The sequence below is a fragment of the Niabella beijingensis genome (genome assembly GCF_020034665.1).
Taxonomy (GTDB): Bacteria; Bacteroidota; Bacteroidia; order Chitinophagales; family Chitinophagaceae; genus Niabella; species Niabella beijingensis.
Genome location: NZ_JAIQDI010000001.1, coordinates 3,258,059 through 3,271,895, shown reverse-complemented (window position 1 = coordinate 3,271,895; position 13,837 = coordinate 3,258,059). Strand labels below are relative to the sequence as shown.

Sequence of the window (13,837 nt, the reverse complement as noted above, 5' to 3'; positions counted from 1 at the left end):
TTTTAGTCGTTTACAAAAGAAAAAGCAAGGGCCGTAACGTCCTTCATCGCTTTCAGCCGGGCAGGCAGCTGAAGGGTCAGTTTATTACCGGCCACGGTCCATTTTATCTTTTCGCCGGTAGCAACGGATCTGATCACCGATCCTTTACGGGGCAGATTACCTTCCCATTCAATAATGGCAGGCAGCGCTGCGTTGCTGACCAGCGTAATGGCATAATTTGTTTTTCCATCTTTCGAGCGGGTAAAATAAGTGTCGCCGCTGTTATACTGTTCAACAGATCTTGTATTATAAATGGCAGCGCCATTAGCTTTCAGCCATAACCCGATCTCATTCAGGCGGGATACGGTTTCTGCAGTTAAGGTGCCGTCTGCCTGCGGACCCACGCCCAGCAGCAGGCTGCCGCCTTTCGCTACAATTTCAACCAGCGTATGGATCACTTTTGATGCCGGCTTCAGTTGGTCGCCCGGCACATATCCCCAGGCACCGCCCAGCGTCATACAGCTCTCCCAGGGATTGTTGATGCGGTGATCGGGCACCCGCTGCTCGGGGGTCTGGTAATTTTCATACGGGCCGTGCACGGTACGGTCCACCATAAGAATTCCTGGCTGTGCCTGCCGTGCCATGGCAGCGATCCGGGGCATATCGATATCCTGTCCGGATTCCGGGATCCTGGCACCCCAGGCCCGCACCTCATCTGTAACGGTGGATATCGGCCGTACCCAGCCACCATCCAGCCAAAGAATATCCAGCGCGCCATAATTATGCATCAGTTCGCTGATCTGGTTATAGGTAAACTCTTTAAACTTTTGCCAGCGCCAGGGAAATTTCCGGATATCATAATTCACGTTCCGGTCCGGCGTTGCATACATGGGCCACCAGTAATTCTCATTGTGCCAGTCCGGTTTCGAAAAATAGGCCCCGGTCATAAAACCCCGTTTCCGGAAGGCCTCAAACACATATTTTGCCACATCCGATCTGGGATTATTCCGGAAAGGCCCATTGGATATTTTAAAATCAGATTGTTTGGTATCAAACATATTAAACCCGTCATGATGCTTGGTGGTAAATACCAGGTAGCGCATACCGGCGGCCTTTGCGGCATCCGCCCACTGATCCGGGTTGAAATTTACTGGGTTAAAATCTTTCTTCAGTCCCCAGTACCATTGTTTGTAGCGGTCATAAGGGATGGTGCTGTCCCGGCCGATCCAGTCTTCCGAGCAAATCGACCAGGATTCCACGATACCCGGTACCGCATATAATCCCCAGTGGATGATCATCCCGAATTTCTGGTCCTGCCACTGTTCCAGCTTTTGTTTTACCAGCGGATCCCCGGGCCATTCGTAGAGCGAAGATTGCTGATGCATGCCCTGTTCCTGGCCATGGGCAGTGATCAGCAGGCACAGCATAGCTGCCAGTCCGGCGGCCTTTTTTATTTTCTTCCACATAACAGCAATTATTCTTTTTATTTGTGCGCTGTCAGGTCATTTATTCCGCCAGCCATTTGTCAATTTGTACAAGATCTGTTTCCGATAATTTCAGTTGCAGGGCCCCGGCATTTTCTTCTGCCTGTTTTGCATTGCGGGCACCTGCAAGCGCAGCGGCAACGGCCGGCTGATGAAAGGTCCAGGCCAGCACCAATTGTACCACAGAAGCCTGGTATCCCGAAGCCAGTTCGGCCAGGTGTCCTGTGAGCCGGGCCACTTTTTCCATATCAAACTGTTTAAAATAATCGTTCCGGTGATCATCAGCAGCAAAACGGGAAGCCGCATTATACTTCCCTGTCAGAAGTCCCCGTTCCATCGGACTATAGGCGATAACCGATAATCCGTTTGCAAGTGCATAGGGCACCACATCTTTTTCAATATTCCGTTTCAGCATGCTGTACGGCACTTGGTCAGCGGCCAGTTTTACTGTCTGTTCTGCTTCCGTCAGTTGGGCACCGTTGTAATTACAAACCCCGATGGCCTTTACCTTGCCTTCGTCCAGCATCCGCTGCATGGCTTCCATGGTTTCACTGATCGGTGTTGTACTGTCTGGCCAGTGCAGCTGGATCAGGTCGATATAATCAGTCTGTAACCTTTTTAAACTGGCCTCTACTTCTTTTATGGCATTATCATAACCACCATATTTATAAATTTTTCTCAGGATACCGGCATTGTCTTTCCGTTCAAATGCATAATCGCCCTTTTCCCGGTCCCACACCATCCCAAATTTTGTAAGGAGCTGAAGGGAACTCCGGTCGTATCCTTTTATCGCTTTCCCCACCAGCTCTTCGCTGTATCCCATACCATAAATGGGTGCTGTATCGATAGAGGTAATGCCACTATCGATGGAGGCCCTGATCGCCGCCAGTGAATCCGCCTCTTCGTTACCGCCCCACATGGCACCACCGATAGCCCAGGCTCCCAGCGTAATGGGTGTTACAGCAACATTACTTGTACCGATCTTATTTTTCATAATCGTTCATTTCTCCTGTTAAAAAATATCCGGAATACTACCGGGGTGAAGGTACAATCATTTTCAGAAAAATGCCGGGCAAACAGGGATAGGTATGCAGCCTTTTTTCGCCTTTTTGCAGCTTTTTTTACCATAATGTGCTACGCCGCTGAACCCAGAATTTAGTGGCGAGAACCGGGAATCCGCATCAGGGATCCATCGGAATCCAACCTCACCGAAGATCCAAAACACTCTCTGCAAGGCTCCTTCAGAAAAATGTTGAATCTTAAACACTTTCTTAGTGGTCAGCTTTTGGCTGATCATCCGGTTCTCATTTCTGACTGCTCACGTCTCCTGTCCGAAAAACATCAAACCAACGGAAACAAATACATCATTCACAGGGCCGAATCCACCCTGAAACCTTAAACTTGATTTTACTGTCTGAAACAGTATCTTCGCTGCGTCAAATATTCACCTTCAAAAAAAATATTCATGCCCAAGTATAAAAGGATCTTATTAAAACTTTCAGGAGAATCGTTAATGGGAGATAAAAATTTCGGAATGGATTCCGAAGTCATTTCACAGTATGCACGTGAGATCAAATCCATAACAGAACTGGGAGTGGAGGTAGCACTGGTGATCGGCGGAGGCAATATCTACCGGGGCATGAACGAGGCAGAAACGGGCATTGAGCGCGCGCACGGTGACTATATGGGCATGCTGGCCACCGTGATCAACGGAATGGCACTGCAGGCCGGGCTGGAAAAAACAGGTCTGTTCACCCGTCTGCAAAGCGCTATAAAAATGGAACAGATCGCAGAACCTTATATCCGCCGCCGGGCGATCCGGCACCTGGAAAAAGGACGTGTGGTGATTTTTGGTGCAGGAACGGGCAACCCTTATTTTACTACCGACACCGCAGGCTCGCTCCGGGCCATCGAGATCAACGCAGATGTTATTTTAAAAGGCACACGGGTGGATGGTGTATATACGGCAGATCCGGAGAAGGACCCCACCGCGACAAAATATGATGAGGTCACTTACCAGGAATGCCTTACGAAGAACCTCCGGATCATGGACATGACCGCCTTCACACTCTGCATGGAGAACAACCTGCCGATTATTGTATTTGATATGAACCAGGAAGGGAACCTGAAACGACTTGTGGAAGGCGAAAAGATCGGTACACTGATCCGCTGACTCCGGAAATATCCGGTTGCGGATTACGCGGCCGGCGCAACACCGGGTCAACGGAACATCAATTTTTAGCATGAAACAGGAAATTGCCGATATACGGATCAATTATTCAAAGAAGAGCCTGTCTGAGAGTGATGTGGCGGAAGATCCCGTCAGTCAGTTCAACAGCTGGTGGCAGGAAGCCGTGGAAAGCCAGCTTTCAGAAGTAAATGCCATGACCCTGGCAACCGCTGATGCCGATGGACTGCCGGATGCCCGGATCGTGCTGCTAAAAGGATTCTCCGGCAAAGGGTTTGTTTTCTTCACCAATTATGAAAGCCGGAAAGGCAAGGAATTACAACAGAACCCGAATGCCTGCCTGGTCTTTTTCTGGAAAGAGCTGGAACGGCAGGTAAGGATCACCGGAACAGTGTCCAAAGTACCGGAGAACGAAAGCGACCAGTATTTTTATTCCCGTCCTGTAGCCAGCCAGATCGGCGCCATCGCCTCACCACAAAGCAGTGTGATACCCGACCGCAGTTTCCTTGACCAACGGACGCAGGAGGTCAGCGACCGTGCCAATGCCGGGCAGCAGATCCAGCGTCCTGATCACTGGGGTGGCTACCTGGTAACCCCCTTTTCTGTTGAATTCTGGCAGGGAAGACCCAGCCGCCTGCATGACCGGCTGCGGTATACCTTGCAGCCGGACGGACAATGGCGGATCGAACGCCTGGCACCCTGACCGCCGGCACGCCTAAATTTTCCCGATTTCGTAAATCCCCTCTCAGCAGCGGATCGATTTTTACGCTAAATTCGGCTATGGATAGCGGAACAGTTCCTGCATTTAAAACAGGGCGGGCAGGAAAAAAGAAGCCGGGTTTTATTAGAAAATGGGCTTCCAGGTTGCATTTGTGGCTGGGGATGACCATTGGCATCCTTGTTTTCATCATTTCCGTCACCGGATGTTTATATGTGTTTAAAGATGAGATCGAGAACCAGCTGCGTAAGAATGCGATCTTCCACAACGAACCATCTATCGAAACCAAAAACCTGCTTCCGTTAAAAACGCTGGAAGCAAAAGTGCAGGAGCAATGCCGTGAAAAATACAATATCCACTGGGTGGATATCCCCATCGATAAAAAGCGCTCCTATCAGTTTTATTATTACGAAACCAATCCCGGAGCCTGGAATTATTTCGGAGAGTATATCATTTACAAATCGGCGTATGTAAACCCCTTTACCGGAAAAGTGCTTGCCGTATTTGACGAAAAGAACAGTTTTTTCAGTATTGTTAAGATCATCCACTGGAGCTTTCTGCTGAACAGCGGCTGGGGTACTTATGTGGTGGGCATTCCGGTGCTTATCTTTCTTATCATGATCATAACCGGCATCATCCTGTGGTGGCCTAAAAATAAAAAAGCACGGAAACAGCGCTTCTGGTTCCAGTGGAAAAATGTGCGGGCCTGGCGCAGACGGAATTATGACCTGCACAGTATCCTGGGGTTCTATGCGTCTTTCATCGCACTGATCGTTACCATTACCGGCCTCTTCTATGCCTTTACGTTTGTACAGCAGGCGCTTTACTTCAGCTTCTCCGGGGGTAAGACCGCTTTGCCGGACTTCTCACATATTACCACAAAAGCCCCGGACAGTATGCGCAATGAACATACCATTGATAAGATCTGCAGGCAGGTGGAAGCCCTCTATCCCGGGGCATTCAGCTATTCCGTGGATCTGGGAAATGAGCACCTGGACAACCATGAGCACCCGAATTTTTCAGTATATGTGAAACAACTGGGCTATTCCTACCACATCATGCACCAGCTCATTTTTGATGAGAACTCCGGTGCGCTTTTAAAAAACTACAATCACCGGGAAAAGAACATGGGGGAAAAGGTGGTGGGCGCCAATTACGACATTCATGTGGGTGCGATCCTGGGCTTACCCACAAAGATCATCGCTTTTATTACAAGTCTTATCTGTGCTTCGTTGCCAGTAACAGGCTTTCTGGTATGGTACGGCAGGCAGCGGAAAAAGAAAAAGCCGGTACGGCTGGTATGATGTTTTACCAAAGGAGGGAAATCCGCAGCTGCGGAGTGCCGGCATCAGCTCATAGTTCATAGAATCTGTGCTATGAACTACGAACCATCCGCCTGATTAAGCTTCTGCTTTCTTTTTGGCAGGAGCTGCTTTTTTGGGGTTTGCAGGACGGCTTTTACCGAACGATCCCTTAAAGCGTTTTCCTTTTGCTGTTTTTTTATCTCCTCTTCCCATGGTTTTAATTTTTGCAAATGTACGGGTTATTGCTGTTTCAGCGGGTAAATCCCCCTATGAAATTCTGCCGGGGAACTGCTCCCAGGCAATAAAAATGCCCCGTAACCGGAATTACGGAGCATTTGTTGTTCAGAATAAGCTATCAGATCTTAGAAGCAAGCTCTTTACCAGCTTTGAAGCGGGCAACTTTTTTAGCTTTGATTTTGATTACAGCACCGGTTTGCGGGTTGCGGCCGTTACGTGCTGCTCTTTTGGTTACAGAAAAAGTACCAAAACCCACCAGTGTAACTTTATCACCTTTCTTCAATGTTCTGGTAACAGCATCTACAAAAGAATCTAAAGCTGCATTTGCCTGTGTTTTTGTGATACCGGAATCACCGGATATCTTGTCGATCAATTCTGCTTTGTTCATAATTAACTATTTAATGAGTGTTTTTTATAACAAAACAAATTTAGAGGGTTTTTGATCACAGTAACAAAAAACTTTGGAACTTTTTGATTTATTTAATTCCCGGAAAACCCGCTCCTGACAAGACTTCCAGCAAAAAAATCAAAAACAGTATAACCGGGTTTTCAGATACAAATTCTTCAAAACCCTTTGCTGTAAAGGGTTTCGGACCACAATCGCCTGTAATCCCCGCCAAATAAGGGTTTCAGGGAATATACAATTATTTTCAAACATTCTGTACCCCTTAAAAATGTTATTCACATTCAATTCACAACCTGAAGTGCCGACTCAAAACTGTAGCATTCCCCGCCCCAGGTGTTCTTCATCAGCTTGCTCAGCGCAGCATGGTGCTCCCGTACAAACTGCTCAAAACCGGCTTCAGAACGGGCGTGGAACTGAACGGCGTAGGTAACATCGCCATCCTCCTCCTGGTTCATCAGTTTTAAAACAACAGCATCATAGAAACATCCCGTTTCCAGGAACGCAGGGATATACACTTCCCGGAGCCAGGAAAGCCAGCTTTCGCTGGTTCCGGAAGGCACTTTTGTGGTGATATTCCATATAACCGATGGCTTCATCAGAGCTGCAGTTTGAGGTAAACAGGGCAGTGATCACTGTGCTTTACATCCGGATAAATTTCCGCGTCCTCCACACTTTTCTTCAGGGCGTCTGTAACAGTGATGTAGTCGATGCGCCAGCCTTTATTGTTGAGGCGTACCGAGGGAAAGCGCTGGCTCCACCAGCTATACCGGTGGGGTTCATCGGGATGGATCATCCGGAAACTGTCATTGAACCCATTCTTTAAAAACTTTGTCATCCATTCCCGCTCTTCCGGCAGGAATCCTGAAGAGTTCTTATTCCCCTTGGGGTCATGGATATCGATGGCTTCATGTGCAATGTTATAATCCCCGCAAAGCACCAGCCGCTGCCGGGTGTTCTTCAGTTCGCCGAGATAGGTATAAAATTCATCCAGCCACATGTATTTAAAGGCCTGCCGCACATCGCCGCTGGTGCCGCTGGGAAAGTAGGCATTCACTACCCTCAGGTCACCAAAATCCAGCTGCAACACACGCCCTTCGTCGTCGCTGGTATGATGGCCGGTTCCGTAAACGATATTGTCCGGTTTGATTCTGGTAAATACGGCCACACCGCTGTAGCCCTTTTTTTGTGCCGAGAACCAGTGGTCCTCATAGCCCAGATCGTGGAGTAATGTGGTATCCACATCCGTTTTTGATGCTTTTGTTTCCTGTACACAAATCACATCGGCCGGATCCGTTTTCAGCCATTCGATAAACCCTTTCTTGATCGCTGCACGGATCCCGTTTACATTGTAACTGATAATTCGCATAGAATATAATTGATAAAACACAGCAAAAATAAAAGGATTTCGCCCGTTATTAAAAAGTTATATAGGCTATATTCGTATCCCCAGATAAAAGAGCATATGGATACAAAAGAAAAGATGAAGAACAGCGAGCGCATTATCCCCGCCAAAGAGCACATCTATTTGGACGGCCCCAAGAGCAGGACCTACGAGCTGGGATTTGCTTTTCATGTGCTGTGGCAGTTCTTAAAGGGCTTCAGGACCCTGCATTTTGTAGGCCCCTGCGTTACGGTTTTCGGATCGGCCCGGTTTAAAGAGGATCATATTTTTTATAAGCAGGCAGAAGAGTTTGGACGGCGAATCGCTTCACTCGGGTTTACGACCATGACCGGCGGCGGACCGGGTATTATGGAGGCTGCCAACCGCGGCGCTTTTGAAGCCGGGGGGGAATCCGTTGGTTGCAATATCAAGCTGCCCTTTGAACAGCACTATAACAAATACCTGACCGCGGCTGTAACGCTGGATCATTTCTTTGTGCGCAAGGTGCTGCTGGTTAAGTACAGTTATGCCTTTATCATCATGCCCGGTGGTTTCGGTACCATGGACGAGTTTTTTGAAACGGTTACATTGATGCAGACAAAGACCATCACCCAGTTCCCGATCGTTCTTTTCGGAACAGAATTTTATAAGGAGCTGATGACCGCTATTGAAAGCATGGCGGCAAAAGGCACTATTTCCAAAGAGGATCTCGACCTGGTACTGCTTACAGATGATATGGATGAAGCCATGCAGCATATCAGCCATTATATCACCACCAACTATAAAATCAAAAGAAGATGGCGGATACCCTGGCTGTTTGAAAAACGGTAAGCCTTCAATCGGTGACGCCGGTTTTTTTTATCCCCCCTTTATAATGGTGCAGCCGTGTTATAAAGAAATAGCGCACGCTTTTTCCCATACGGAGCTGTGGCAGGGCAACCGTGTTTCCCACAGAAAAACAGCGTAACAGTTCCGGGCCGGGCGCCCGGTAATAGTTGGATACAGTAATGTAATAGGCATCAATTCCCGTTTTCAATACCGGCTGCTGCCGGTTCAACCAGGCAAACTGGTGAATATCATTCAGCCGACCGACGGCTTTGAACGGATAACCATTTTCCCTTGCAACATACCAGTTGAGGTGAGCCGCAGGGAACCAGTAATCAGCAAGCAGGACAGCCCCCGGTTGCATGGTACCCGCGGCCTGGTCGTTTTCATACAATATGCTGAAGTTGCCGGAAAAGCGCTTCCATCCGGTAAAATCCAGCATCAGGTCGCCTTTACCGGTGTTCTGCTTATTATCCCTGTTAAACACAAACGGTAAAAAAAAGGAAGCGGCTGCGATAAAAAAGATGGCGGCTGCCACCAGAACGTTCGCCCACTTTAAAATATTGGGCGCCGGCTGCTTTTCCCGGTACCGGTGTGCGAAAGCTACAGCCCCGTAAAACAGAAGCAGTGTATAGGATGGCCCCGTCCAGTGCGGCAGTACCGGCCGGAAAAAAGAAAAAAACCAGACGATCGCCAGCAGTGGCAGCAGCAGCCATAAGAGTAACCGGTGCACTTCCCCCTGCATTATTTTATTGCGGCTGCAATAGTACAGGCCCCAAAGGGCCGGCACACAGCATAACGGGTTGTTATAGCCCAGTTCTCCCAACAGCTGGCGCAGAAAGCCGGAAGGATTCAACGTAACATGATGCAGTGCAATACGACCGGCATGATACCACATTCCCCCGCCGTCATGCTGCCTATTCCACAAAAATGCAGGAGATGCCATGCAGGCGGTCAGCAGTAATGCCAGATACAATCCCGGATGCCGGAACAGGCTTCTTTTATAACACAACAGGAATAGTATAAAACCGATCCACAGCGATACAGCGCTTATCTTGCTCATGACAGCCAGTCCGTTTACAAATCCAAACCACAGCAACAACCGGTATGGCACACTGGAAGCCGTGCTCCGGCTGATATCAACAGCCAGTGATACGCCCAGCAGCCAAAACAGCAGCAGCGGGCCATCCGGCATGATCATAAACCCGGCAATGATGGTTCCGTACAGGGACGCGGAGAAAAACAATGCGGCCAGCCATCCGGCATGGTCGTTATAGAGCTTTTTGCCAATGCGGTATACCAGCCAGGTGTTCACACACCCGATCAGTATAAAACCAAGGCGCAGGAACAATTCGTGCTTTAACAGAAGGTTTAAAGAAAACAGATCAATGACAACTGCCACAGCCGGGGGATGATCAAAATAGTTCCATTGAAGTTGCTGTGCATACGTAAGATAGTATACTTCATCATTGCCCAATTGCAATACCGCAGCCAGTATCAGTTTGCACAGCGCTACTCCCGCAATAAGAAAATACATCCGTTTCTGATAGCCGGTCATGCGCTTATTTTTCAGGCAGGAACATTACCCTCGATACGGCGCTCCTTCCTCAGCCATGCAGGGTATTGCACAAACAGGTAAACAATGATCGCTGTAACACAGCCGAGCAGCATTCCTGCAAACACATCCGGCAGGAAATGCTGCCCCAGGTAAATACGCGAATATCCTACCAGGCAGGCCAGGAACAATAACAGGAGCTGTACCCCGAAATTCCGGGTATGCAAACAGCACACCAGAGCCAGCGCGAAGGCCGAGGTCGTATGTCCGGAAGGAAAGCTGCTGTACCCCGAATGCGTGACCCCGTCTATAAAATACGGATAGGCCTGTGACCCCAGTGCAGCCATTGGCCGTGGCGCATGAAGGATCTTTTTCAATACCTGTGCGGCTACGCCGGAAATAAGAAAGGCCAGCAATATCCGGAAGGCCAGCACCCGGTTTCTGAAATAAAAGAAGGCCACCAGTAACAAAGAGAACAATCCATCACCCACAAATGTATAGGCGGTAAAAAAATTGTCCAGTGCCTTAGAATGAAAAAAGTTCAGCCAGAAAAAGCTTTGCACTTTCGTTATGAGCAGGCTGGGTGCTGCCACCAGTATCAAAAAGGTAACAAGGAACACCGCCAGCGTCCGGTTGTTGTCTGTTAAGTTTCGCAGGGTTTGCATTTCAGGATATTTGACCCAAATCTATCCAGCCAGTATTGTCCCAGTATTAAGTCTTCAAAAATTAATAAATTGGTAAAGCAGTTTATCCGGCAGGCAGGTTTTGTGAAAGCCGCTTAAAACAGTACCTTTAAAGGCTGGAACAATTTTTTCATTCAGTTAATTATTTGTTTATATGCGGTTTCTTTTTCTTCTTTTATTCTCAGCAGCGATGACTGCATCCGCCCAGGATCCTATTCCCCGGAACTGGGTACAGCTTTTCAACGGAAAGGACCTTTCCGGCTGGACTCCAAAGATCACTGGTTATGCCTATGGCGATAATTTCGGAAATACTTTTCGCGTGGTGGATAAAAAAATAACCGTTAACTACGATCATTACAAAACCTTTGATGACCGCTTTGGCCATCTTTTTTATAAATCTCCTTATTCTTACTACCTGCTGGCGGTGGAATACCGTTTTGTAGGCAAACAAAATACCGGCGCACCCGGCTGGGCCTATAAAAACAGCGGGGTAATGATCCATTGTCAGCCCCCGGCTACTATGGGCAAGGATCAGGACTTCCCCATTTCTATCGAAGTGCAGTTGCTGGGCGGGGATTCTACGGGAGAACGGACCACCTGCAACCTTTGCACCCCCGGAACCAATGTGGAAATGGATGGCAAACTGGTAACACAACATTGTATCAACTCCACCTCAAAAACATTCCGGAACGAAGAGTGGGTACGCGCCGAGATACTGGTGCTCGGGGATTCAGTGGTTAAACATATTGCCAACGGGGATACCGTGCTGGTGTACCAGAAACCCCAGGTAGGCGGCGGCAGCGTTACCCATTTTGACCCTGCTGTAAAAAAGGATGGTCAGTTGCTGAAGTCGGGTTATATCTCGCTTCAAAGCGAAGGGCATCCTGTTGAGTTCAGAAAGGTGGAGATCATCGATCTGAGTCCCTATTACGAAAAGAAGCCGCTGACCGCAAAAAACAGGTCTTTCAAAAAATAATATAAAACGCACACCATGTCGCTGGATGTATCAGGAGTCGATATCCTGGGGTATATTGCCGGAGCCATCACAACGCTCACATTTTTGCCCCAGGTGATAAAAACGATACGGGAGAAATCAGTAAAGGATATCTCTTTAATGATGTTTGTCATCGCGGCAGTGAATGAGATCCTCTGGGTCATTTATGGCGTCCTGAAATCCGACCAGGTGATCATCCTCACCAATGCGGTGATCCTTTGTCTTTCCTTAACCATGATCTATCTTAAGTTCGCATATGCACGCCGGCAAACTCCATCATAACCTGGCCCTTTTGCTGCTGGTGCTGCTGTTTTCGTGCAGCCGCAAGATGAGCGAAACGGGTAAGGCCTCGTATTACAGCGATGCTTTCTCCGGGCGGAAGACCGCCAGTGGTGCCGTTTTCCGGCAGGGTAAAAAAACCGCAGCCCATCCGTCCCTTCCCTTTGGCACAAAGGTGACTGTTACTAATTTAAAGAATGGCCGGAAAGTGCGGGTGCACATTAATGACCGCGGGCCTTTTGTTGCAGGCCGTATCATCGACCTCAGTAAAAAATCTGCCCGGAAAATAGGAATGCTACAGGATGGAGTGGTGCCGGTAAAACTGACCTACAAAAAATAACATACGAGCAACGCGATGATGGCTCAAAGCTGATCGCTGTTTGCCAGGCATCCGGCTGCTACAAACCCAAATTTATTCGGCTAAATGTTTTCATTTAAACAAAATATTATTTATTAAATAATTTTTGCTTAAATTTTGTTCGATTTTACCTACTTAATTAAATTTTTAAAACAAGTCCTTTATCTTCGGAACAAACGAAACAAACTGGTCATGAAAAAAAAAGCGATTGTCGAAAATAAACGTCCTTTGCTTACTTCAGAAAACAGGAAAAAACATCTTTTTAAGGTACGCCTGCTGAAATACCTGTATGAGGTGGATGCAGCCTCTGTTGGTGAGATCTGCAAAGCCCTTTTCATCAGCACCCCCACCACGCTCAAGCTCCTGAATGAACTGATAAAAGAGCAATGGATCGAAAAAAAAGGATTCGGAAAATCCATGGGGGGAAGGAAACCGGACCTGTTCGGCCTGCGCCCCGGGTCCCTGTTCAGCCTTTGTATTGATATTGAACTGTTCAGCGTCAAAATGGTGATCCTGGACAATGCCCATAAAGAAAGCACGCCCATCCTTACCAAAGCCCATACGCTTTCCAAAGACCGGGAAGAAGTGGACCAGGTATACCAGGCCGCCCTGGCGCTGATGAAAGAATCGGGTATTGACAAAAACCGGCTCATTGGTGTAAGCATCGGGATGCCCGGACTGGTGGATTCCTTTAAGGGCGAGAACTACAGCTATCTTACAAGTGACGTTCCGGGCAGGACCCTGCAACAGTCCTTTGAAGAAAAATTCGGAATGCCGGTAATATTGCAGAATGATGTAAAAGGTACCGCACTGGCGGAACTGCGGCACGGGCAGGCCCTGGGCAAAAAAAATGCGCTGGTACTGCTGATGGACTGGGGTGTTGGACTGGGTATTATTATGGATGGAAAAGTACGGCAGGGCGCTTCCGGTTTTTCAGGGGAAATGGGGCATATCCCGTTCATCGACAATGGCGATCTCTGCTACTGTGGCAAACACGGTTGCCTGGAAACCGTAGCTTCCGGACTGGCCCTGGCCAAAATGGCCAAGGAAGGCATTCTCTCCGGTAAGAATTCCATACTTGCGGAACTCTCTGAAAAAGAGATTGATAATATCGAAGCCGAAGTGGTTATTAAAGCCGCCAACCGGGGTGATCAGTATGCCATTAAATTATTATCCAATATCGGCACCAATATGGGTAAGGGCATTTCCACACTGATCCAGCTGTTCAATCCCGAGCTGATTATCCTTGGCGGAAAAATTGCGGAAGCGCGGCAGTATATCACCCTGCCCATGCAGCAGGCGATCAATACCTATTGTATGACGCAGATCCGGGAGAAAGCATCGATCGTTTCTTCAGAACTGGGTCAGAACGGCCGGCTCCTCGGTTATGCCACAGCTTCTTTTGATCATTATTTTACTTCGTTGCTGACAACGCTGGAGAACTAA

At 48.2% G+C, this 13,837-nt stretch carries 16 protein-coding genes; 8 read left to right on the top strand and 8 right to left on the bottom strand.

Annotated features, from left to right (window positions below; all coding sequences use genetic code 11):
- Positions 1 to 2: 2 nt before the first annotated feature.
- Together K7B07_RS13665 and K7B07_RS13660 are read right to left on the bottom strand one after the other, a co-directional pair.
- Positions 3 to 1,445, bottom strand: coding sequence for an alpha-L-fucosidase (locus tag K7B07_RS13665; protein ID WP_223710495.1), 1,443 nt, complete (start codon positions 1,443 to 1,445; stop codon positions 3 to 5).
- 40 nt (positions 1,446 to 1,485) lie between these two features.
- Positions 1,486 to 2,457, bottom strand: coding sequence for an aldo/keto reductase (locus tag K7B07_RS13660; protein ID WP_223710494.1), 972 nt, complete (start codon positions 2,455 to 2,457; stop codon positions 1,486 to 1,488).
- A gap of 471 nt (positions 2,458 to 2,928) precedes the next feature.
- On the opposite strand from K7B07_RS13660, the gene pyrH reads away from it, so the two are divergent.
- The 3 genes from pyrH to K7B07_RS13645 all read left to right on the top strand — a co-directional run bounded on the left by pyrH (position 2,929) and on the right by K7B07_RS13645 (position 5,673).
- Complete coding sequence (gene pyrH, locus K7B07_RS13655; protein WP_223710492.1) at positions 2,929 to 3,636, top strand: UMP kinase; 708 nt, start codon at positions 2,929 to 2,931, stop codon at positions 3,634 to 3,636.
- A gap of 70 nt (positions 3,637 to 3,706) precedes the next feature.
- Positions 3,707 to 4,354 (top strand): pyridoxamine 5'-phosphate oxidase, encoded by a 648-nt coding sequence (pdxH, locus tag K7B07_RS13650; RefSeq protein WP_223710491.1) that lies wholly within the window; start codon positions 3,707 to 3,709, stop codon positions 4,352 to 4,354.
- Between the two features lie 77 nt (positions 4,355 to 4,431).
- Positions 4,432 to 5,673 (top strand): PepSY-associated TM helix domain-containing protein, encoded by a 1,242-nt coding sequence (locus K7B07_RS13645; protein ID WP_223710489.1) that lies wholly within the window; start codon positions 4,432 to 4,434, stop codon positions 5,671 to 5,673.
- Between the two features lie 96 nt (positions 5,674 to 5,769).
- Here the strand turns inward: K7B07_RS13645 and K7B07_RS13640 are convergent, their stop codons facing one another.
- The 4 genes from K7B07_RS13640 to K7B07_RS13625 all read right to left on the bottom strand — a co-directional run bounded on the left by K7B07_RS13640 (position 5,770) and on the right by K7B07_RS13625 (position 7,682).
- Positions 5,770 to 5,886, bottom strand: a complete 117-nt coding sequence (locus K7B07_RS13640; RefSeq protein WP_223710487.1) for a 30S ribosomal protein THX — start codon at positions 5,884 to 5,886, stop codon at positions 5,770 to 5,772.
- 142 nt (positions 5,887 to 6,028) lie between these two features.
- Positions 6,029 to 6,298, bottom strand: a complete 270-nt coding sequence (locus K7B07_RS13635) for an HU family DNA-binding protein (RefSeq protein WP_223710486.1) — start codon at positions 6,296 to 6,298, stop codon at positions 6,029 to 6,031.
- 299 nt (positions 6,299 to 6,597) lie between these two features.
- A complete protein-coding gene (locus K7B07_RS13630; protein WP_223710484.1) occupies positions 6,598 to 6,912 on the bottom strand; it encodes a DUF4286 family protein in 315 nt (104 codons plus the stop codon).
- On the bottom strand, positions 6,912 to 7,682 hold the full coding sequence (locus K7B07_RS13625; protein WP_223710483.1) for an exodeoxyribonuclease III: 771 nt from the start codon (positions 7,680 to 7,682) through the stop codon (positions 6,912 to 6,914). The genes K7B07_RS13630 and K7B07_RS13625 overlap by 1 nt, the downstream gene beginning before the upstream one ends.
- 96 nt (positions 7,683 to 7,778) lie before the next feature.
- On the opposite strand from K7B07_RS13625, the gene K7B07_RS13620 reads away from it, so the two are divergent.
- The gene (locus K7B07_RS13620; protein WP_223710481.1) at positions 7,779 to 8,528 is read left to right on the top strand and encodes an LOG family protein; all 750 of its coding nucleotides are present in this window, start codon (positions 7,779 to 7,781) and stop codon (positions 8,526 to 8,528) included.
- Between the two features lie 4 nt (positions 8,529 to 8,532).
- On the opposite strand, the gene K7B07_RS13615 is transcribed toward K7B07_RS13620, so the two are convergent.
- The gene (locus K7B07_RS13615; RefSeq protein WP_223710479.1) at positions 8,533 to 10,080 is read right to left on the bottom strand and encodes an ArnT family glycosyltransferase; all 1,548 of its coding nucleotides are present in this window, start codon (positions 10,078 to 10,080) and stop codon (positions 8,533 to 8,535) included.
- Between the two features lie 11 nt (positions 10,081 to 10,091).
- Entirely contained in the window at positions 10,092 to 10,742 is a 651-nt protein-coding gene (locus K7B07_RS13610; RefSeq protein ID WP_223710478.1) for a phosphatase PAP2 family protein, read from the bottom strand.
- 172 nt (positions 10,743 to 10,914) lie between these two features.
- Between K7B07_RS13610 and K7B07_RS13605 the strand changes: the two genes are divergently transcribed.
- The 4 genes from K7B07_RS13605 (at position 10,915) to K7B07_RS13590 (ending at position 13,837) form a co-directional block, all read left to right on the top strand.
- On the top strand, positions 10,915 to 11,736 hold the full coding sequence (locus K7B07_RS13605) for a 3-keto-disaccharide hydrolase (protein WP_223710476.1): 822 nt from the start codon (positions 10,915 to 10,917) through the stop codon (positions 11,734 to 11,736).
- 15 nt (positions 11,737 to 11,751) lie between these two features.
- Positions 11,752 to 12,036, top strand: coding sequence for a SemiSWEET family sugar transporter (locus K7B07_RS13600; protein ID WP_223710474.1), 285 nt, complete (start codon positions 11,752 to 11,754; stop codon positions 12,034 to 12,036).
- Positions 12,011 to 12,373: a septal ring lytic transglycosylase RlpA family protein gene (locus K7B07_RS13595; protein WP_223710473.1), complete on the top strand. Its 363-nt coding sequence runs from the start codon at positions 12,011 to 12,013 to the stop codon at positions 12,371 to 12,373. The genes K7B07_RS13600 and K7B07_RS13595 overlap by 26 nt, the downstream gene beginning before the upstream one ends.
- A 210-nt stretch (positions 12,374 to 12,583) precedes the next feature.
- The gene (locus K7B07_RS13590) at positions 12,584 to 13,837 is read left to right on the top strand and encodes an ROK family transcriptional regulator (protein ID WP_223710471.1); all 1,254 of its coding nucleotides are present in this window, start codon (positions 12,584 to 12,586) and stop codon (positions 13,835 to 13,837) included.